Source organism: Pseudomonas sp. GM25 (assembly GCF_000282255.1).
In the GTDB taxonomy this organism is placed as follows: domain Bacteria; phylum Pseudomonadota; class Gammaproteobacteria; order Pseudomonadales; family Pseudomonadaceae; genus Aquipseudomonas; species Aquipseudomonas aphyarum.
The window spans coordinates 27,105-46,610 of sequence record NZ_AKJQ01000009.1 but is presented as its reverse complement, the minus strand read 5'-3'; the positions used below and the strand labels follow the sequence as shown (position 1 = coordinate 46,610).

The window sequence follows — 19,506 nt, the reverse complement described above, 5'->3', positions numbered from 1 at the left end:
TGCATCCTGCTCGTGCTGCTCGACGCGGGCGGTGACGTCCGAGGCGAACTTCACCACTTTGCACAATCGGCCAGCAGCGTCATAGACAGGGTTGTAGTTGGCTTCGAGCCACACGGTCTGACCGCGTTTGTCGATGCGTTCGAATTGACCCTGGAAAAACTCGCCCTGATTCAATCGGCGCCAGAAGTCCTGATAGTCGCTGCTGTTGACCAGATCGGCAGGGCAGAACAGCCGATGATGTTTGCCCTTCAGCTCGGCGATTGTGTAACCCATGCGCGTCAGAAAATTCTGATTGGCCGTGAGAATGCTGCCGTCGAGGTCGAATTCGATCACTGCCATGGCGCGGTCGATGGCCTGCAACTTGGCGTTGGCTTCACTTTCCTGCTGAACTTTGGCGGTGACGTCCATGGCGTACTTGACCACTTTTACCACGCGTCCAGACGCATCCTTGATCGGGTTATAACTGGCTTCCAGCCAGACTGGTCGGCCCTGGCTATCGAGCCGTTCAAAAGTGCCGGACTGGAACTGGCCGTTTTTCAGCTTCGACCACAATTCGGTGTACTGGCTGCTGCGGGCAATCTCGGGCGGGCAGAAGCGGCGATGGGGCTGACCGATTACTTGTTCGGCCTCGTAGCCCATGGTGTTCAGGAAGTTGTCGTTGGCGCGTAGCACGACGCCGTCGAGATCGAACTCGATCACAGCCATGGAGCGGTTGATCGCTTCCAGCAGGCCGGTCTGTTCGGTAATGGTGTTCTGGAGAGCGTCGAGGGTGGACTTGTGGCGGTTGAAAAACATGCTGGCGGCACTCTGGAAATAGGGCTGAAGGTTGGTTCCCTGTTCCCGCGCCGGCTAGCCGGACGTGCTGATGATTAGCAGCAGTGTGCCAGCATCCAGGCTGACGGATTCACTTATACAAAACTTTATAAAGTTGTACAAGAAATCGATATTTCTCCAGTTTGTACAAGTTTTTTCAGGCGGTTGAGCGACTCAACGCGACGCTGATCGTGTTGCGTCCCGCGTGTTTTGCGCTGTACAGCGCCTTGTCGGAATCGTCGAACCACTCGAGGGCGTCGGCGTAGACGGACTGATAACGGGCGAGGCCGATACTCAGGCTGACGCGTAGCTCGGGGACGTCGGGATGACGGTATCGATCCATTCCTTCACGCAATTGCTCCATCAGCGCTTCGGCCTTGTTCAGTGGCAGGTTGGGCAGGATCACGCAGAATTCGTCGCCGCCATAACGCCCGGCCAGCTCGCTTTCGTCGAGCACGAATTTCAGCTCGCGACTCAATTGTCGCAGCACCGCATCGCCGACAATGTGCCCGTAACTGTCGTTGATCGACTTGAAATGATCGATGTCGATCAGCGCCAGAATGGCTTGGGAATTGTGCTGCCGGCACTGCTGAAACTTGAGGTGCAGCAGGTCTTTCCAGGCGCCGTGGTTGAGCAGGCCGGTCAGGCTGTCGGTACGGCTCAGGGCGCTCAGGGTGCGCTTGTGTTCGGCGAGTTTGATCGCCAGCCGATAACAGACCATGCCCAGTGCCAGCGGATAAAGGGTCAGCATCGGCAGGCAGGCCCAGACCTGAGTTTGCGTAGCCGTCAGGGTGAAATTGACGCCGAACACCGACCAGCCCAGCAGCACGCCGATTACCTGCGCGAGAGCGCCGAGCAGGAACAGACGCTGGCCGCCGGCGGCCACGTTGTTCATGGTCATCATCGACAGGATGGTCACGGTGGTCAGCGGATTGAACTGGAAACACGCGGTCCAGAAACCGCCGCACACCGAGTCATAGAGCAGGTTGCGGCGTTCGGCACGATAGGGGAAAGCCGAGCGGGTCGAGCATTGATAGGCCACGTGCGGCCAGAGAAAACCGTTGAACAGCAACAACGCCCAGAGCCAGCCCGGCATGTTCAACGGATACAGCGCGGCCCCGACACTGAAAAAACCGATGCCCAATCCAATGGCCCGTGGCAAATAAATGCGCCTGGCGAATGACAAGCCTTTGCCGCGTTGGTTTTCCATGATGTTCTGCGCCAGATTCATTCTGAAACACTTTGCAGTGTAATACTTCAGACAGACCGTTCATCGGCCAATGACAGACATTGTCATTTATTCCAGCGGGAAAATTCAGTGTCCTTGTGAGCCATTTACCGTGGCGCAGGCCTTGTCTAGAGCTGATAGCAGGCCAGAAACATATCCAGTGCAGAATCGACCACGGCATTTTGCGTGGTGCTGTCGAGCGAGGGCTGGCCCATGGAGATCTGCGGCCAGAAGGCAAACGTCTTCAACAGCCCCTGCACCTGATGCGCGGCGAATTCCGGATCGACCGGTTTCAGCCGACCGTCCGCCTGGGCCGCGCGAATCCACACGGTCACGCTTTCCTCACGTTCGCCCATACGCGCCACCATGTTCTGCGCACGCTCCGGCGAGTGGATCGCAGCCGCGATAGCGACACGGGCCAGGTTCATGAAATTGTCGTCCGCCATCATCTGCAGTTTGGCCAGCAGCATCGTTCGCAATTGATCGCGCAAGGGCTGATCAGGCTGATACGACACGGCTTGCTCGGTGCTGATTCGTGCCCACAACTGATTGAGAATTTCGGCGAACAGCTCTTCCTTGCTCGGAAAATGGTTGTACACCGTGCGCTTCGACACCCCGGCAGTGGCCGCGATCTTGTCCATGCTGGTGACCTCGAAACCGTTGGTACGGAATTCGGCGATCGCGGCCTGGATGATGGCTTCGCGTTTACGGTCGGTGAGGCGCTGGGGAGCTGTCATAAATTCGATTCGGCAGGAAAAGGGTGAAATTACACTCGGCAGTTTACTTGTCATCAGGTTTGATGCAACCTAGAAACTACACCGATCAGTGTAATGTTGCGTTAATCGGTGCACCCTAAAACCAGATGTCCGGCTGATGCGTGCGTGCCTTGGCCATTTATCGTCCCACCGTGGAAAGCCGTGAATTGCGCGGTGTTTCCGGAGTCATTCAGTCATGGCCAAATCCATTGCTTCTGCGGGCAGTCAAACCCCTGAACCTTCGCGTCAGGCCCAAGGCGTATTCCGCAACCACGCGCCGGTGCAGCGCGAAGGTGTGCGCAAGATGCTGCGCATCATGTGGAACATGATCTTCCACAAACCGCGCAACACCCGGCCGGCGGCGGCCATTCCGGTGCAGTCACTGACCCGCGCGGACCTGATCGCGGCGCCCAATCACAGCGTCTATCGCCTCGGTCACTCGACCTTGCTGCTCAAGCTGCAGGACAAGTTCTGGATCACCGACCCGGTGTTTGCCGAGCGCGCTTCGCCGGTGCAATGGGCCGGGCCGAAACGCTTTCACCAGCCACCGATCAGCATCGACGAATTGCCGCCGATCGAAGCTGTGATCCTGTCGCATAACCACTACGACCACCTCGACTACGAAGCGGTGTTGAAACTGGCGGACAAGGTCAACGTGTTCCTGACCCCGCTGGGTGTCGGCGACACGCTGGTCAAATGGGGCATCGATGCCAGCAAAATCCGCCAGTTCGACTGGTGGCAGGGCACCGAAGTCGCCGGCATCCGCTTCATCGCCACCCCGTCACAACACTTCTCCGGACGTGGCCTGTTCGATGGCAACCAGACCCTGTGGGCGTCGTGGGTGATCATCGATGGCGACACGCGAATTTTCTTCAGCGGTGACAGCGGCTACTTCGACGGTTTTAAACGCATTGGTGAACAGTTCGGTCCCTTCGATCTGACCCTGATGGAGACGGGGGCCTACAACGTCGAGTGGCCTTACGTGCACATGCAACCGGAAGAAACGTTGCAGGCCCACATCGACCTCAAGGGCCGCTGGCTGTTCCCGATCCACAACGGCACGTTCGACCTGGCAATGCACGCCTGGCATGAGCCCTTCGACCGCATTCTTGCTTTGGCCTGGGAGCGCAGCGTGTCGATCACCACGCCGAAAATGGGCGAGGCATTCAACCTGATGCAACCGCAACGAGGGGACGCGTGGTGGTTGGAAATGGAACAAGAGATGTCAGAAAAAGGGCGCGTTGCTTGTAGCGGCTACAAGGCTGGGTGAGTTTTCCTACCAGCACTGGTTCTTGTTGCTGACAGCCGTTTCCTGCGGCTTCGGTAGGCTTGGTCGCGAGTGAAATGACTCACTCGTGATTGGCTTAAACAAGGACTAGAAAATGAAAATTCGCTTTAAACGCAGCGCGAACACGCTGGCGCAGGCCATCCTGCTTTCGCTGACCAGCAGCGCCGCTTTCGCGGCGCCCTCCAGTGCAACACTTGAATACGCCAGCGCCAGCGAGCTGAGTGCAATGATGGTCAGCAACGAACTGACCTCGGTCGCACTGGTTCAACATCTGATCACGCGCATTGCGGATCTGGACAAGCAAGGCCCGACACTCAACGCCATCATCGAAATGAATCCTCAGGCTCTAGACATCGCGACCGCGATGGATGAAGAGCGTGCGCAAGGCAAACTCCGTGGTCCGCTGCATGGCATTCCTGTTCTGTTGAAGGACAACTTCGATACTGCCGACAGCATGCAAACCAGTGCCGGCTCGTTGGCCATGGTCGGGCAACCGGCAGCTCAAGATGCATTTACGGTTAAACAACTGCGCGATGCCGGCGCCATTCTTTTGGGCAAGGCCAACATGAGCGAGTGGTCAGGGATGCGTGATATGGCCGTGCCCTTGGGGTGGAGCGGGCGCGGCGGCCAAGGGAGAAATCCTCATGTGCTGAGTGAAAGCACCTGTGGTTCCAGTTCCGGCCCGGCGGCAGCGGTCGCCGCCGGTTTCACTCCGCTGGCGTTGGGGACTGAAACCAATGGTTCGATCAGTTGCCCGGCGTCGGCCACCGGTGTGGTTGGCGTCAAACCGACGCTGGGGTTGTTCAGTCGTTCCGGCATCGTGCCGATTACCCGCCTGCAAGACACGCCGGGCACGCTGACCCGCACCGTGCGGGATGCCGCGCTGCTGTTCAACGTCATGCAAGGCATTGACGCCTCGGACAGCGCGACTGTCGATGCCCCAACTGGCGTTGACTACACCGCACTGCTTTCCAGTGAAGCCTTGCAAGGCAAACGGATCGGTTATCCGATTGCGTACACCGGGTCCCACGATACGGTACTGAACCCGAGTCTGGAGATGCTTGCCGCCATGGCCACCCTGGAAGAGCAGGGCGCTACGCTGGTCCCGCTGACTGTGCGTCTTCCGGACATCGATGACTACGTTAACGGCCTGATGGGTGGCATGAAGCACGAACTGCCCGAATATCTCGCCAGCCGCCAGGGACTGCCGATCAATTCATTACAGATGCTGATCGACTTCAACCAGGCCAACCCCGGTGAGGAGCAACACGGCCAGCAGACGCTGGAGGCCATCAACGCATCGGCGCTTTCCCATCAGGAGGCGACCGCACTGATTACCACCATCAGTCAGAACTTCAAAGACGCTATCGATGAGCAGGTGCGTGAGCACAATCTGGATGCCCTGTTCGCCGAATCGGACGGCTTTTCCCAGTTCTCCGCCGCCACCGCAGGCTACCCGGCAATCACCTTGCCCTCGGGCATGAGCGATGACGACACGCCGACCTCCGTGTTCTTTTACGGCCAGCAGTGGAGCGAGCCACAGTTGTTTGCCATGGCATACAGCTACGAACAGGCTTCGATGGAATTGCGGCATCCGGGGTTCAAGGAGTAATCAGGTCACGAAGGCTCCTTGCTAAGAGCAGTGGAGCCTTCGAACTCAATCCACAGCCGCAACCACATTCCGGCAACCCTATGCGGTGAATTACTCGACCATTGCCAATTCACCGCGTATTTCTACAGAGCCCGACTCCCTCATATTCCCCCCACGCCCCGGCGCAAACCCCGGAAAGAACACCAACCCCTGCGCCTCAAACCGATAGGTCAACGCCAGCCGCACCTCATCCGCCACGTCCTGTTGCGCTTCGAACCGCTGAATGTCGTCTACTGAAATCTTGGCCTCTCGCGCCAACTGTTCAATGCTCCAGCCCAACATCCCTCGGGCCTGGGCGCAATGCGTCGGGGTGAACTGGAAAAGGGCGATACGTTCGAGGATGAGGTTCATCGCTGAAGAGGCCATGGTGTGCTCCGGGCTCGAGAGTGCTGATGGAAAATGTACTGTGTTTTTGTACAGTTGTTTTCGGCCGGGATCAAACGCATTTTTTGATTTGCCCTAGTTCGCCGCCTCCAACCAGACGGACGGTGCCTGACCGAGGATCCGGCGGAACATCGTCGAGAACGCCGCCGGGCTGTCATAGCCGAAATCCAGGGCAATCCGCGTCACCGCTTCACCCGCCGCCAGGCGTGCCAGCGCCAATACCACGCAGGCGCGCTGGCGCCATTGACTGAAGCTCAGGCCGGTCTGCTGACGAAACAGTCTGTTGAAGGTGCGTAAGCTTACGTGCAGCTGATCGGCCCAATGCTGGGGCGATTGGTGGGCATTCGGCTGATGCAGAAAGGTCTGACACAGTTCGAGCAGTCTTCCGTCAGACGGCAGCGGGATATGCAACGGAAGTGGTGCACTGCGCACCAATTCATGCAGTAACAAATCGATCAGCACGCCGTCGCGCCCGGCCAGGTCATAGGTCAGCGGCAACTCCACGGCTTCCATCAGCAAGTGCCGCATCAACGGCGACACACTGATCACCTGGCAACGCTCACCCAGATCCACCGCCCCCGGCTCGATATACAAACTGCGAGTGCTGACCCCCAGCATCAACACCTCATGCGCTACCCCCGGCGGAATCCATACCGCTCGCTGCGGCGGCACCACCCAGTTGCCGTCATGCGTGCTGACCTGCATCACCCCGGTTGCGCCGTACAACAATTGCGCCCGCCGATGCGTATGACGTGGCAACAGATAGCCGTGGGAATAATCCGTACCGATCGCCAACACCGGGCGCGGCGTGTCATCCAGCAGATTGATCGAAACATTGCGCATCGAGCGGCACCCAGCGGTTGGCGTAATCGCAAACATTATTGGCTGACTTGCTGAAGCAGGCCAAGCGCTGCCGCTCTATCGTCGACCGCTCCCAAACAACGGACGACGCGCCATGTTCTACCTCCTGCTGACACTCTTCGGCTGCCTGACCGGCGTCACCGCCGTGCTCTTTGGCTTCGGCGGCGGCTTCGTCGTCGTGCCGCTGCTGTACCGCATGCTCACCGCGAGCCACGGCGCCGACGACCCGATCAGCCAATCCGCCATGCACATCGCCGTCGCCACCTCGACCTGCGTGATGATCGTCAACGCCCTGATCGCCACCGGCAAACATCGCCGCGCCGGCAACCTTATCCGTGATTACCTGTGGCCCTTGGGCGGGTTCATCGGATTGGGCGCGGTCGTCGGTGTAATCGCAGCGGTGTTGGTCAGCGGCGAAGTTATTCGGTATGCCTTCATTGCTTACCTTGGCGTGACGATTGTCGACTGCCTGCTACGACGCGGATTTCTCACACAGTCCGAAGGCACCATCCCACGTCGATTGAGAACACTGGAAACGACCGGCGGCGGTGTAGGTATTGGCGCCATCGCAACCTTCCTCGGCGTAGGAGGAAGCGTCATGACCGTGCCGCTGTTGCGGCGTTGCGGGTTGAGCATGTCGCAGGCGACGTCGATGGCCAATCCATTGAGCGTGCCAGTGGCGCTGGCGGGAACGCTGACGTACATGCTGATGGCGGGGTTCAGCGGGACAGACCTCGGGCCATGGTTTATCGGGTATGTGGATCTGCTGGCGTTCGCGGTGCTGACGCTGGGCTCGATGCTGGGGATTCGACTGGCCACGCTGTGGATCGGGCGGATACCGGATCGGGTGCATGCGTGGGTGTATATCGCGCTACTCATCATCGTGATGCTGGGCATGACACTGAAGTAGCACCTCGATTCCTGCGCGCATCCTCTTCATACTCCGCAGCCTTATTCACTCAGGGATCGATCCATGCTCAAGGGACTATTGCGCCTGGCGCCATACGCCGCCGTGCTGTTTTCACTGCTTTCCACTGCTCAGGCTGACGACGGCAGACGTGTGTTCACCGGCACGCTGGGCAAGACGCCGATTGTGGTCGAGCTCAATACCCAGCAGCAGGATGAGGTGACCGGCCGCTACTTCTACGAGAAGTACCACCGCGACTTGCCCCTCAGCGGCGCATTGCAGGACACCACTTTGACGCTGGTCGAAGGCAACAATCGTTACGGCGATGACAAGCCGCTGCCGACCCTCAAGCTGGAAGAAACCGCCGACGGCTGGCACGGCGAATGGCAAAGCCCTCAGGGTAAAAAACTTGCCGTGCAACTCTCCGAAGCCAAACTCGCGGCGCCGACCTCTACCACGTTGCCCTTCATCGCCACGCTGCCCGCCAGCGAACCTTACGAATATCTGCGGCTACAGGGGCTCAAGCTCAAAGCCACGAAAAAAGAAGATTTCATGGGCTACACCCTGCAATGGTGGACGGAGCCTGAGTCGAAGATTGCTTTGTTTACCGTGGAATCCGGCCTGCCGAAAGATGACCTGCAGCGGGTCAACCAACAGTTGCTCGGGCGCTTGTGGAGCGAGGTCATCAGCTATCACGGATGCCAGTTGCAGGGCGGGGAGAACGTCGAGTTCATGCAGCAAGCCCAACCGCAACTGATCTCGCCGGCTGTGGTCAGCCTGAACATCTCGACCAGTTATTACTGCGGCGGCGCACATCCGGACTTCGGCGATTCGCCGCTCAACATCGACGTGAACACCGGCCATCCGTTGTCGCTGGAAGATGTGTTGTGGGTAGGCGAGGGCAAACCACTGCTGCACGCCGAGCGCGACAGCTTGGGCGATCAGCCGCTGAACGAAAAAGAAAGTGCAGCGCGCTCGACTTATCAGCGCGAAGTGCTGGTGCCGTGGCTGATCAAACAACTCACCGCGCTGTACCCCGAGGAAATGAAGAAACCGGCGGAGGGCGATGAGGACAGCTGCGACTACACCGATGAAAGCATCTGGGGTTATCCGTCCTGGCACTTCACCCCGAAAGGCCTCTACCTGGGCGCCTACTTCGCACGCGTCGCCCGCGCCTGCGATGCACCGGAGTGGTCGATCCTGCCGTACTCCCTCGTCAAACAACACCCCGGCGCCGTCAAACTGCAACTGCCCCAGGGCTGACCCTCACGCCAGACCCGGCGCTTCACGAATAATGAAGTGATCCAGGTTCTCGATATTGGCATTGAAGACCTCGAAAGGCTTTTCGGGGTTCTTCTTGCCCGGCACCTGCTTCAACTCCGGCGTCACACCATAGAAGAAGCAAAACAACTCCTTGTCGCTATCAATAGCGTGTTTGATTTCTTCCAGAAACGCCTTGCGCTTGCGGTAGTTGTCGATCAGCTTTTTGTTGAGATAGACACTGACTGGATAAGGCTTCTTCTTGCGGTCATCCGGCTTCTTGAACCAGACCTTATCCTCGAAATCGATCCGGAAACTGGCGCTGTGGAAGTCCTCGATCTTCTTGATCCGGCCCCAGTAAATCAGCCCCTTGTTGTCCATTAAATACTCGATCTTCTTGAAGAACGAACTGTACGGCGCCGTATGCTCGCCAATCTTCAACGGCATGCGCTTGAGCAAATCCTTGTCCGCGAAGTTCGACACAAAACACTCCACGGGGTGAGCGAAAACACTGGTCTTGTCCGGCGCCGTTTCACGACTCGGCGACTCTTTTGAGGGGGTAGCCGCCACCCGCACCGGATCATCCCGCAACACATCCGCCGCCCCTGCTGGCGTGGCAGGCTTGCGCACATACTCACGGCGCGTCAGCAACAACTCCGACGGGAAATGCTCCTCCCGACCGTCATCCGATTCCCCATCCGCCGCCTCAATACCCGACGCCGACGTCTTCAAACTCACATACGGACAACCCGCCACATGCTGCGTACCGGGCAGATTCTTGAAGTGCGGCGTGCGCACGTAATTCACGTTTTTGGCGTTGAACGTGCCCAACTCGTTGGAGGCATCGAACGCCGCACGACAGGCGTCGTTGGGGCACAGGAAGTGTTCCTTGGCGGAGTCGAACGCCACCGTCTCATCGAAATTGAGATCGCGAACGTCATAGATCGACAGTTTGTCGTCGAGGCTGAGGCAGTAGGCGAGATCGAATTTCATGGCGGGGCTCGGGTCCTTGAGTGGGAGGGGTATTAATAGCGGGTGGTGGGGTGGGTTGCACTGATTGTTTTCAGAATGATACGGAATCAGTGGGAGCCGGCTTGTTGGCGATCCCAGGCTCAATCCTCGTACCGCCACTGCCGGCCACTCATCACCTTTAGCGAGGGAGCAAGCTCACTCATTAGATAGTTTTGCGGTTCGGGTGCTCACGCTTCAACCGTTTAACCCTGTCATAAAGCGACTCGGTGAACTCTTTGCTGTCATTCGAGTGATGGCAGCGCCGATGGCAGTTCGGACAAAGTGCTACAGCGTTGCTGATTCGATCAGAACCCTTATTCGCCAAATGCCTCACGTGATGAACTTCAAGGTAGGGCGAGTCATTTTTAGTGAACGGAGCCGGTTCACCGCACCCTTCACATATTCCTTTGGCTTTTTGACGGACCCAGGCTCTAACTTTCGGATCACGTATAAATACAGTGCTTTGGGCGGGAGCGCGCTTCGGTTTCACAATCCCCTCAGGTTCGTCTTCAAGAGGCAGTTTTTCTAGCGCCAGAGCTCTCTGTTCTAGTGCTTCTTCATCCGCAGTCGCAATCGTTGGATCCCCAAGCGTGACCCCTTTTGCAATCAGTACTGCCCGTATGGCTGGCTCAACGTTGGACCCAACGTTTCTAGCTGGCTTGTACCCTTTGATGTATTCCCTATGCATTCTCAATAAAACGGCAGAGATGTTCTGCATGCGGAATTCAACTGAGCCTTCAGTGCGGTTGTGCAGCGCAGATGCACGCAACAGGCGATTCTCATGTGCTTTGTTAAATTTTTGGCCGATTCGCTCTAGCTCAAACATCTTCAGATAGGCGTCAACCGCTGCCTCAATCTCAGCAACAGTCCAGTCAGTGTCTTTTTTCTTGTCGCTCATAAAATCGCCGAGGGTTGAAAACCCTCGGACGATACTGAGTGGCCATCACTGATGTCTACGAAAATTCCTACAGAAAATAAAGACGGATCTCGTAAAGTCCTACAACCACCATTACTACCCCATGGAGTGCCCCGAAGACTGAAAAACCTGCGCAACCTTTCGCCACCAAGGCTTCCCCGGTGTCCGTCGTTGCGTCTGATCGTTCAGCAGATAAGGCATATCCCGCAGTCGAATCCAGCCTTCATCCTGCCAATGCAGCAAGCTCAACGACATCTCCGGCCAATCCAACAAGCTCAATATCGGCCGATCTGAATGCCCCGAGTGTTCTGCATCACGCAAGGCCGGCACCACCTGCTGAGTTAACCACTCCCGCAACAACCGGTTCCCCGGAACGTAGTGATATACCAGCAGCGCATACACGCCGGATTCACTGAGCATCAACTGCTTTTCGGGTTGCCGAAAATACTCAATCCACAAAACGCGACGTTGATCCTTATCTAGCTTGTTGACCATGCGTTCGCACAGATGGAAACCCATCAAACGGCCGACATCGCGGGCGCAGAACCACGGTTGGTTTTCGAGCAGAAGGGCGTGTAGTGCGAGGTTGTGACGCGAGAAGACTGTTACAGAAAAAGGATTGGGCATATCCATTACCTCTACGTTTAGATTCTTTGGAGGGGCCTGACCCCAACGTAGAGTGGACTTAAGAAACTCCAACGAACAGAGCAGTTGCCACTGACGAATATACGTCTGTGTCACTGACCAAGTTTTCCACGTTGGGTGTTTCTTAGGCACCTATTTTAAAGTGTAGATGAGTTTTCAAGGACGACAATGCGGTAATAGCTACAGACGGCGTAGGAAATTTATTTCTATGGCGTAGGAGGGCGCAAAATAGCTCTTTATAGTAAAGAGCTATTTTTTTGATTTGATGTCGTGACGCGTGTGTTGTTTTTTTTTTGGGGGGGGGGAATCGAGATTTTAATTTTTATTTAATACAATTTTTGTTTTGCTATTCTCTGTTGCTGAGAAAAAAACGAGGGTGGCGTTTTCTGTGGATATGTAGGCGAGAAAAGAGATGCTTTCATTGCCTGATAATCCAAGTAAAGAAGATGGTTTTGCAGGGGTCATGTTTTTTGTGTAAGTAAATTTTGCGCTACGATTCTGAAACGTGCCAGAAAGTTTGCATAGAAAATTCTGGGTTTGGCTAAAGCGAAGCTCGGTAATTGTCCATTCTGCTGAGATTCTTTCATTCTCAATAGTAAAAATTACTTGTTCGCCGTTTTCAGTGCTCCAGTTCCCGCTCCAGATGGCACTGGTGTGAGGCTCAAAGTAGGCTTCACCATAAAGTCTTATATTTCTTTGGAAGTCTTCTGCTTCTTTGATGGTGGTTGACCATGTTTCGTTGTCATGGGTTGTTTTGGTTTTGAGATTAAATAGGGATGTTCCAATGTTTTCATGTGGATCGTCTGTTTTTCTCGCCTCGTCAAGAATTTGCTGTGCCTCATCATACAGGCCATTCTCAATATAAATATTTGCGAGATTAGACATGGCTAGGGTAGAGCCGCAGTCTCGTGAGCGCTTGAAAAATTCTATTTGTTTTCCTCGTATATTGAGAGCTCCGGCGCTGACTCCAATATTATTGAGTGCTACTGAATGCTGAGGATCTAAATTCAGTAACGTTGAATAGTTTTTTATAGCGAGACCGTTGAGGTCGTTATTGCTTTGTACGTAAGCAGCATCGAACAAACGCTCTCTATTGCCGGGAGCATATTCGACAGACTTTTCTAATGCAATTGCTTGGGCGCTAAAGTTGCCCTGCTCTTTTAGTAAGCTGGCGATCGATTCATATATGGATGACTTCTGTTCGTCTGAGTGAGCTACTAATAGTCTGTCTTCAAGGGTTTTTAGGCCTGTATTGATGTTGCCAAGATTTTTATGCGCAAGCGAAAGTTTTAGAGTGAGCTCTGTTATTGCGGATTCACTTTTAATACGGCTGATGGCATTTTCAAGGAGTTCTTTGTCTCTTTTTGGGTCGTTCGTTTCGTTGTATATCAATGAGAGCCATAATGAAATGTTCTTTATTGCAGTGTCTGAAGTGCTGAGATTGTAGATTTTTTCAAGTTTTTCTAACGCTTGTTGATCTTTCCCTTTGATGAAGCATACATACAGGTAAAGAGCTTCGTTGTCATGTTGTTTTTCTTCATCAGCTTCGTTGTGCTGATTGTCTTCGAATATTTGCTTGGCTAGTTTTTGGTCGTTGGCCTCAAATGCGTCGAATAGCCTAGCCACCCAAAAATCTGCTTCTTCTTTAGGTTTATCTTGTGGCGGTTGTTCTTGAGGGCGCTCTATCGTTTCTTTAGTATCAGTATGAGGTTGGCGAGGTTCCTCAATTATGATTACAGGTGATGCAGCTTCCATTGCTCCTGTGGCACCGGCAAATGAGAAATTTAATTTAATCAGCCGTTCAAGAGCGCTTGCCACGCTTTTTCTTGTAATTATGACAATGACTAATATGATCAGAGGCCAGATATTCTTGTCTGCGAAAGAGAGTGCTAATTCGAAGTATCCGGGTGTGTTGCTTTCCATATTGCATTTTCTCCCTTTCATTCGAAAAAAGCCCCGCGATTGCGGGGCTTTCTAATGACTACTGTTCGAGCATATCGGAAAAAATTTAGTCCCAGCTCAGAGCACCACCAGTCTGATACTCAATAACCCGAGTCTCAAAGAAATTTTTCTCTTTCTTCAAGTCCATGATCTCGCTCATCCAAGGGAACGGGTTAGTCGTCCCTGGGTACTCTTCCTTCAAACCGATCTGCGACAGGCGACGGTTAGCGATGAACTTCAGGTAGTCCTCCATCATCGCCGCGTTCATGCCCAGCACGCCGCGAGGCATGGTGTCGCGGGCGTATTCGATTTCCAGCTGGGTGCCCTGCAGAATCATCTGCGAAGCTTCTTCCTTCATTTCGGCGTCCCACAGGTGTGGGTTTTCGATTTTGATCTGGTTGATCACGTCGATGCCGAAGTTCAGGTGCATGGATTCGTCGCGCAGGATGTACTGGAACTGCTCGGCGACGCCGGTCATTTTGTTGCGGCGGCCCATGGAGAGGATCTGGGTGAAGCCGCAGTAGAAGAAGATGCCTTCCAGAACGCAGTAGTAGGCGATCAGGTTGCGCAGCAGTTCTTTGTCGGTCTCTACGGTGCCGGTGTTGAATTCCGGGTCGGAGATGGCCCGGGTGTATTTCAGGCCCCAGGCGGCTTTTTTCGCGACCGACGGGATCTCGTGGTACATGTTGAAGATCTCGCCTTCATCCATGCCCAGCGATTCGATGCAGTACTGGTAGGCGTGGGTGTGGATCGCCTCTTCGAAGGCCTGGCGCAGGATGTACTGGCGGCATTCCGGGTTGGTGATCAGGCGGTACACGGCCAGGGCCAGGTTGTTGGCAACCAGGGAGTCGGCGGTGGAGAAGAAGCCGAGGTTGCGCATCACGATGCGGCGCTCGTCGTCGGTCAGGCCTTCCGGGTTTTTCCAGAGGGCGATGTCGGCGGTCATGTTGACTTCTTGCGGCATCCAGTGGTTTGCGCAGCCGTCCAGGTATTTCTGCCAGGCCCAGTCGTACTTGAATGGCACGAGCTGGTTGAGGTCGGCGCGGCAGTTGATCATGCGCTTTTCGTCAACGGCGACACGGGCGGCGGAGCCTTCGAGTTCGGCGAGGCCTTCGGCGACGTCGAGGGAATCCAGTGCAGCCTTGGCGCGGGCCACGGCGGCCGAGTCTTCGGCGGTCACGGCACGGGCTTCGAGGGCGGCGGCACCGCCGGCGCTGTCGAGGCGGTCCATGTTGGCTTCGCTAGCGTGGCCGGCGTTGGCGCCTTTCACTGCTGCTACTTCACTGTCTTCTTTGTCGAATTCGTCCCAGCTCAGCATGACGTGTCGTCTCCTGCGTGAGGGCCTGTGCCCGTGTGAAAACTGATTGGTTGGTTTTTCACACGGCCGTACAGGCCGCGTTGGATGTCGTTTTTTGCAGCGGTGCTACGCAGGCAATAAACAGAAAATTTTTACGGGTTTCCGAGAGCCTCTGACGGGCGCAGGTCAGCGTTGTCGCTGCTGCGGGGCTTCAGAATGGCTTTGATCCCTGTAAGGGAATATTGCTGACCCGATTGGGCGGCATTATAGGGAAAAAACACGGGCGTGGGGGAGGGCGAAACAGCGCAGGGCGGTCGAGCGCGGGGATGATTTCGATCGGAGCGAGGGTTTACAGGGCTTTCGCCGGGATTGGCCCGGGAGAAAATTTTTTCATTAATTTTTTGGTGTGTGATTGATTGCTCAAAAAACGAGCAAAAAACCGCGTTTTTCACTATATCTTGTGTTTTGCAACCCTTTTACGTCACTTCAAACACAACTGAGCCCGACCGAAGCCGGGCTGGAATCGACCCTCGATGTTGCGCTGAGTGATCCGATTCGGTGCAGTCTCAAACCATCAATTGGTGCAGCCGTTACCCATGATGCTGTAACGCAGGATGTGGCGCTGGCCGGTGGAGTCGTCGTACTCCATTTTCATCGGTACTACTTCGCAGACATTCGGAACTTCGCTCATCGATACAACTTTGGCGATGTCCAGGTGAGTGGAGTAAGTGTATTCCTCGATGGCCGGTTGTTGCTGTGCGACATCAGTCGGGACCTCGTCTGCCATGGCGGTTGCGCACAGACTGCTGAGGGCCAGAACCAATAAAGCTTTCATTTGAAATTTACCTTCTTGAGGTCGAGTGGGGTCACGCAACCTTTTTGGGGTTGCGTGTGGAACTTCATCGTTTGGGTTTGTTACTTCAGAGCTGGATTAACGGCCTTCGTGGGGGCTGTAACGTTGTTAATCGCTTTGCCTTGTCGGCGAGGTGAATTTTAGGGAGGCGGGGTAGGGGTAAACAGACCCGGTTTTGATAAACACCTTTGGCAGATTTGGTAACAATCCCCCAAAAACCAAAATATCCCGGCCCGGGCCAATGGCTAAAAGGCCGTGGCCAACGGGGCTCGGGGCAATCGCCACATTTTGTAGGGGCTTGTTACTACCATCGTCGAATGGTTCTATACGGGCGCCCCGGCTACAACAGGGTCATACAAAAACAACTATTACACCGAGGTAGGAAAGATGAGTGCGGCTTCCCTGTATCCCGTTCGTCCCGAGGTTCTGGCCAATACGCTGACCGACGAGGCGACCTACAAAGCCATGTACCAACAGTCGGTCGTCAACCCTGACGGCTTCTGGCGCGAACAAGCCAAGCGCCTCGACTGGATCAAGCCTTTCACCACGGTGAAACAGACTTCGTTCGACGATCACCATGTCGACATCAAGTGGTTTGCCGACGGCACCCTGAACGTTTCCTACAACTGCCTCGACCGCCATCTGGCCGAGCGCGGCGATCAGGTCGCCATCATCTGGGAAGGCGACGATCCTTCCGAAAGCCGCAACATCACCTACCGCGAACTGCACGAACAAGTGTGCAAACTCGCCAACGCCCTGCGTGGCCAGGACGTACACCGCGGCGACGTGGTGACCATTTATATGCCGATGATTCCCGAAGCCGTGGTCGCCATGCTGGCCTGCACCCGGATCGGCGCGATTCACTCGGTGGTGTTTGGCGGTTTCTCGCCGGAAGCCCTGGCCGGTCGCATCATCGACTGCCGCTCGAAAGTGGTGATCACCGCTGACGAAGGCATCCGTGCCGGCAAGAAGATTTCCCTCAAGGCCAACGTCGACGACGCCCTGACCAACCCGGAAACCAGCAGCATCCAGAAAGTCATCGTGTGCAAGCGCACCGGCGGCGACATCAAGTGGAACCAGCATCGCGACATCTGGTACGAAGACCTGATGAAAGTGGCGGGCACTGTCTGCGCGCCGAAAGAGATGGGCGCCGAAGAAGCGCTGTTCATCCTTTATACCTCCGGTTCCACCGGCAAGCCGAAGGGCGTGCAGCACACCACTGGCGGTTATCTGTTGTATGCGGCGATGACTCACGAGCGCGTGTTCGACTACCGCCCGGGCGAAATCTACTGGTGCACCGCCGACGTCGGCTGGGTCACTGGTCACTCCTACATCGTCTACGGCCCGCTGGCCAATGGCGCGACCACGCTGCTGTTCGAAGGCGTGCCGAACTATCCGGACATCACCCGGGTGGCGAAGATCGTCGACAAGCACAAGGTCAACATCCTCTACACCGCGCCGACCGCGATCCGCGCGATGATGGCCTCCGGCACCGCCGCTGTTGAAGGCGCGGACGGCAGCAGTCTGCGTCTGCTCGGTTCGGTCGGCGAGCCGATCAACCCGGAAGCCTGGGACTGGTACTACAAGAATGTCGGCAAGTCCCGTTGCCCGATCGTCGACACCTGGTGGCAGACCGAAACCGGCGGCAACATGATGAGCCCGCTGCCGGGCGCCCATGCGCTGAAACCGGGTTCGGCCGCACGTCCGTTCTTCGGTGTGGTGCCGGCGCTGGTGGACAACCTCGGCAACATCATCGAGGGCGAGGCCGAGGGGAATCTGGTGATTCTCGATTCGTGGCCGGGTCAGGCGCGCACTCTGTACGGCGACCACGACCGTTTCGTCGACACTTACTTCAAGACCTTCCGTGGCATGTACTTCACCGGTGACGGCGCCCGTCGCGATGCCGATGGTTACTACTGGATCACCGGTCGCGTGGACGACGTGCTCAACGTGTCCGGCCACCGCATGGGCACCGCCGAGATCGAAAGCGCAATGGTCGCTCACCCGAAAGTCGCCGAAGCGGCGGTGGTCGGTGTGCCGCACGACATCAAGGGGCAGGGCATTTATGTCTACGTCACCCTGAAAAACGGCGAAGAACCGAGCGAGCAACTGCGTCTGGAGCTGAAGAACTGGGTGCGCAAAGAGATTGGGCCAATCGCTTCGCCGGACGTGATCCAGTGGGCGCCGGGGCTGCCGAAGACCCGTTCGGGCAAGATCATGCGCCGCATCCTGCGCAAGATCGCCACGGCCGAATACGAAGGCCTGGGCGACATCTCCACTCTGGCCGATCCGGGTGTGGTGCAGCATCTGATCGATACGCACAAGACCATGAACGTCGCGTAAGCGGCGGGTCTGAAGGCTGAAAAGCCCCGTCCGGCATTGCGCCGGGCGGGGCTTTTTGTTTTCCAATAATTATCGAATTGCTCCGTCAGGCAATTCCCACTGTTACCCGTTCGCCTTCAAGTAACTGAATGTGTAACCGCCTGCTCCGCAACGGGGCATCCGGAAACGCATTGCCCCGTTTTCGGGCCTCAAAACCCACGGTGAAAAATAAGACACAACCCCGCGCTTGCCGGATTAGAAGGGTTTGCGAATAATAGGCCCGCAATTTGCAGCATAGATCGGTTCACTGCCTTTCGCTCTTGCATGAAATTGCAGGGCTGTCAATGTGCTCAAGCGGGTTTCTCGGTGCATCTGTAATTAGTTGTCGCATTGAAGAAATATCGGCTTCGGGCCTGTCGTTAGAATGCCGATCACTCGCTCGTCGTGGCTCGTGTTGAAATCGCTGACGGTTTCAATGGGAAATTTCCCACGGATGCAGCATCGCTTTTCTGTTTCACCCATTCGCATATTGGGCTGTCGCTCACTCTGCCGTTTTTGCCCTTTACCGATGGAGTCCCAAGATGAAGAAACTTGTGCTGCTTGGCGCCCTGGCACTGTCCGTGCTGTCCCTGCCGACATTCGCCGATGAAAAGCCTCTGAAAATCGGTATCGAAGCGGCTTACCCTCCATTCGCCTCCAAAGCGCCGGACGGCAGCATCGTCGGTTTCGACTACGACATCGGCAACGCGCTGTGCGAAGAAATGAAGGTCAAGTGCCAGTGGGTCGAGCAAGAGTTCGACGGTCTGATCCCAGCACTGAAAGTGCGCAAGATCGACGCGATCCTGTCGTCCATGTCCATCACTGACGACCGCAAGAAGTCCGTGGACTTCACCAACAAGTACTACAACACCCCGGCTCGCCTGGTCATGAAAGAAGGCACCGCTGTCAGCGAAGGCCTGACCGAGCTGAAAGGCAAGAACATCGGCGTGCAGCGTGGTTCGATCCACGAGCGCTTCGCCCGCGAAGTCCTGGCCCCGCTGGGTGCCGAGATCAAGCCGTACGGCTCGCAGAACGAAATCTACCTCGACGTGGCCGCCGGCCGCCTCGACGGCACCGTGGCGGACGCTACGCTGTTGAATGACGGCTTCCTGAAAACCGACGCCGGCAAAGGCTTCGCGTTCGTGGGCCCGGCGTTCACCGACGTCAAATACTTCGGCGACGGCGTAGGCATCGCGGTACGCAAGGGCGACGCCCTGAAAGACAAGATCAACACCGCCATCGCGGCCATCCGCGAGAACGGCAAGTACAAGGCAATCCAGGACAAGTACTTCGACTTCGACATTTACGGCAAGTAAAGACGTCGCTCGACCCGTC

At 56.1% G+C, this 19,506-nt stretch carries 16 protein-coding genes and 1 pseudogene; 6 read left to right on the top strand and 11 right to left on the bottom strand.

All coding sequences use genetic code 11. From position 1 onward, the window contains the following. Window positions 1-21 precede the first annotated feature (21 nt). From PMI24_RS29675 to PMI24_RS02755, 3 genes and pseudogenes are all read right to left on the bottom strand, one after another. A pseudogene (locus PMI24_RS29675) lies at window positions 22-705 on the bottom strand (PAS domain-containing protein); the annotation flags it as partial. A gap of 265 nt (window positions 706-970) precedes the next feature. Continuing rightward, window positions 971-2,023, bottom strand: coding sequence for a diguanylate cyclase (locus PMI24_RS02760; RefSeq protein ID WP_045121640.1), 1,053 nt, complete (start codon window positions 2,021-2,023; stop codon window positions 971-973). 146 nt (window positions 2,024-2,169) lie between these two features. Beyond that, window positions 2,170-2,778 carry a TetR/AcrR family transcriptional regulator gene (locus tag PMI24_RS02755; RefSeq protein WP_007951079.1) on the bottom strand — a complete coding sequence of 203 codons (609 nt, stop codon included), beginning with the start codon at window positions 2,776-2,778 and terminating at the stop codon, window positions 2,170-2,172. A gap of 214 nt (window positions 2,779-2,992) precedes the next feature. Between PMI24_RS02755 and PMI24_RS02750 the strand changes: the two genes are divergently transcribed. Beyond that, window positions 2,993-4,066 carry an MBL fold metallo-hydrolase gene (locus PMI24_RS02750; RefSeq protein WP_007951078.1) on the top strand — a complete coding sequence of 358 codons (1,074 nt, stop codon included), beginning with the start codon at window positions 2,993-2,995 and terminating at the stop codon, window positions 4,064-4,066. Window positions 4,067-4,178: 112 nt separating this feature from the next. Beyond that, complete coding sequence (locus tag PMI24_RS02745; RefSeq protein WP_007951077.1) at window positions 4,179-5,696, top strand: amidase family protein; 1,518 nt, start codon at window positions 4,179-4,181, stop codon at window positions 5,694-5,696. A 90-nt stretch (window positions 5,697-5,786) separates the two neighbouring features. On the opposite strand, the gene PMI24_RS02740 is transcribed toward PMI24_RS02745, so the two are convergent. Next, window positions 5,787-6,101, bottom strand: a complete 315-nt coding sequence (locus PMI24_RS02740; protein WP_007951076.1) for a hypothetical protein — start codon at window positions 6,099-6,101, stop codon at window positions 5,787-5,789. A gap of 93 nt (window positions 6,102-6,194) precedes the next feature. Then, window positions 6,195-6,962: an AraC family transcriptional regulator gene (locus PMI24_RS02735; RefSeq protein WP_007951075.1), complete on the bottom strand. Its 768-nt coding sequence runs from the start codon at window positions 6,960-6,962 to the stop codon at window positions 6,195-6,197. 112 nt (window positions 6,963-7,074) lie between these two features. Between PMI24_RS02735 and PMI24_RS02730 the strand changes: the two genes are divergently transcribed. Together PMI24_RS02730 and PMI24_RS02725 are read left to right on the top strand one after the other, a co-directional pair. After that, window positions 7,075-7,890 carry a sulfite exporter TauE/SafE family protein gene (locus tag PMI24_RS02730; protein ID WP_007951074.1) on the top strand — a complete coding sequence of 272 codons (816 nt, stop codon included), beginning with the start codon at window positions 7,075-7,077 and terminating at the stop codon, window positions 7,888-7,890. 63 nt (window positions 7,891-7,953) lie between these two features. Continuing rightward, complete coding sequence (locus tag PMI24_RS02725) at window positions 7,954-9,150, top strand: hypothetical protein (protein WP_007951073.1); 1,197 nt, start codon at window positions 7,954-7,956, stop codon at window positions 9,148-9,150. 3 nt (window positions 9,151-9,153) lie between these two features. Here PMI24_RS02725 and PMI24_RS02720 read toward each other — a convergent pair whose 3' ends face one another. From PMI24_RS02720 to PMI24_RS02695, 6 genes are all read right to left on the bottom strand, one after another. Then, window positions 9,154-10,140: a hypothetical protein gene (locus PMI24_RS02720; RefSeq protein ID WP_007951072.1), complete on the bottom strand. Its 987-nt coding sequence runs from the start codon at window positions 10,138-10,140 to the stop codon at window positions 9,154-9,156. Window positions 10,141-10,321: 181 nt separating this feature from the next. Next, window positions 10,322-11,056 (bottom strand): HNH endonuclease, encoded by a 735-nt coding sequence (locus tag PMI24_RS28670; protein WP_007951071.1) that lies wholly within the window; start codon window positions 11,054-11,056, stop codon window positions 10,322-10,324. Between the two features lie 114 nt (window positions 11,057-11,170). Next, complete coding sequence (locus PMI24_RS02710; RefSeq protein WP_007951070.1) at window positions 11,171-11,701, bottom strand: BRO-N domain-containing protein; 531 nt, start codon at window positions 11,699-11,701, stop codon at window positions 11,171-11,173. Between the two features lie 333 nt (window positions 11,702-12,034). Continuing rightward, complete coding sequence (locus PMI24_RS02705) at window positions 12,035-13,642, bottom strand: tetratricopeptide repeat protein (RefSeq protein WP_007951069.1); 1,608 nt, start codon at window positions 13,640-13,642, stop codon at window positions 12,035-12,037. A gap of 85 nt (window positions 13,643-13,727) precedes the next feature. After that, window positions 13,728-14,978: a ribonucleotide-diphosphate reductase subunit beta gene (locus tag PMI24_RS02700; protein WP_007951068.1), complete on the bottom strand. Its 1,251-nt coding sequence runs from the start codon at window positions 14,976-14,978 to the stop codon at window positions 13,728-13,730. Between the two features lie 553 nt (window positions 14,979-15,531). Next, a complete protein-coding gene (locus PMI24_RS02695) occupies window positions 15,532-15,792 on the bottom strand; it encodes a DUF2790 domain-containing protein (protein WP_007951066.1) in 261 nt (86 codons plus the stop codon). Window positions 15,793-16,197: 405 nt separating this feature from the next. Here PMI24_RS02695 and acs point away from each other — a divergent pair, with 405 nt between their 5' ends. Continuing rightward, on the top strand, window positions 16,198-18,153 hold the full coding sequence (acs, locus tag PMI24_RS02690) for an acetate--CoA ligase (protein WP_007951065.1): 1,956 nt from the start codon (window positions 16,198-16,200) through the stop codon (window positions 18,151-18,153). A 560-nt stretch (window positions 18,154-18,713) separates the two neighbouring features. Further along, window positions 18,714-19,487, top strand: a complete 774-nt coding sequence (locus PMI24_RS02685; RefSeq protein WP_007951064.1) for an ABC transporter substrate-binding protein — start codon at window positions 18,714-18,716, stop codon at window positions 19,485-19,487. Window positions 19,488-19,506 lie beyond the last annotated feature (19 nt).

What these genes read in the sequence shown, in the direction of transcription:
- PMI24_RS02760 (WP_045121640.1), bottom strand. Translation starts at nt 2,023, where the DNA reads ATGGAAAACCAACGCGGCAAAGGCTTGTCATTCGCCAGGCGCATTTAT.
- PMI24_RS02755 (WP_007951079.1), bottom strand. Translation starts at nt 2,778, where the DNA reads ATGACAGCTCCCCAGCGCCTCACCGACCGTAAACGCGAAGCCATCATC.
- PMI24_RS02750 (WP_007951078.1), top strand. Translation starts at nt 2,993, where the DNA reads ATGGCCAAATCCATTGCTTCTGCGGGCAGTCAAACCCCTGAACCTTCG.
- PMI24_RS02745 (WP_007951077.1), top strand. Translation starts at nt 4,179, where the DNA reads ATGAAAATTCGCTTTAAACGCAGCGCGAACACGCTGGCGCAGGCCATC.
- PMI24_RS02740 (WP_007951076.1), bottom strand. Translation starts at nt 6,101, where the DNA reads ATGGCCTCTTCAGCGATGAACCTCATCCTCGAACGTATCGCCCTTTTC.
- PMI24_RS02735 (WP_007951075.1), bottom strand. Translation starts at nt 6,962, where the DNA reads ATGCGCAATGTTTCGATCAATCTGCTGGATGACACGCCGCGCCCGGTG.
- PMI24_RS02730 (WP_007951074.1), top strand. Translation starts at nt 7,075, where the DNA reads ATGTTCTACCTCCTGCTGACACTCTTCGGCTGCCTGACCGGCGTCACC.
- PMI24_RS02725 (WP_007951073.1), top strand. Translation starts at nt 7,954, where the DNA reads ATGCTCAAGGGACTATTGCGCCTGGCGCCATACGCCGCCGTGCTGTTT.
- PMI24_RS02720 (WP_007951072.1), bottom strand. Translation starts at nt 10,140, where the DNA reads ATGAAATTCGATCTCGCCTACTGCCTCAGCCTCGACGACAAACTGTCG.
- PMI24_RS28670 (WP_007951071.1), bottom strand. Translation starts at nt 11,056, where the DNA reads ATGAGCGACAAGAAAAAAGACACTGACTGGACTGTTGCTGAGATTGAG.
- PMI24_RS02710 (WP_007951070.1), bottom strand. Translation starts at nt 11,701, where the DNA reads ATGCCCAATCCTTTTTCTGTAACAGTCTTCTCGCGTCACAACCTCGCA.
- PMI24_RS02705 (WP_007951069.1), bottom strand. Translation starts at nt 13,642, where the DNA reads ATGGAAAGCAACACACCCGGATACTTCGAATTAGCACTCTCTTTCGCA.
- PMI24_RS02700 (WP_007951068.1), bottom strand. Translation starts at nt 14,978, where the DNA reads ATGCTGAGCTGGGACGAATTCGACAAAGAAGACAGTGAAGTAGCAGCA.
- PMI24_RS02695 (WP_007951066.1), bottom strand. Translation starts at nt 15,792, where the DNA reads ATGAAAGCTTTATTGGTTCTGGCCCTCAGCAGTCTGTGCGCAACCGCC.
- acs (WP_007951065.1), top strand. Translation starts at nt 16,198, where the DNA reads ATGAGTGCGGCTTCCCTGTATCCCGTTCGTCCCGAGGTTCTGGCCAAT.
- PMI24_RS02685 (WP_007951064.1), top strand. Translation starts at nt 18,714, where the DNA reads ATGAAGAAACTTGTGCTGCTTGGCGCCCTGGCACTGTCCGTGCTGTCC.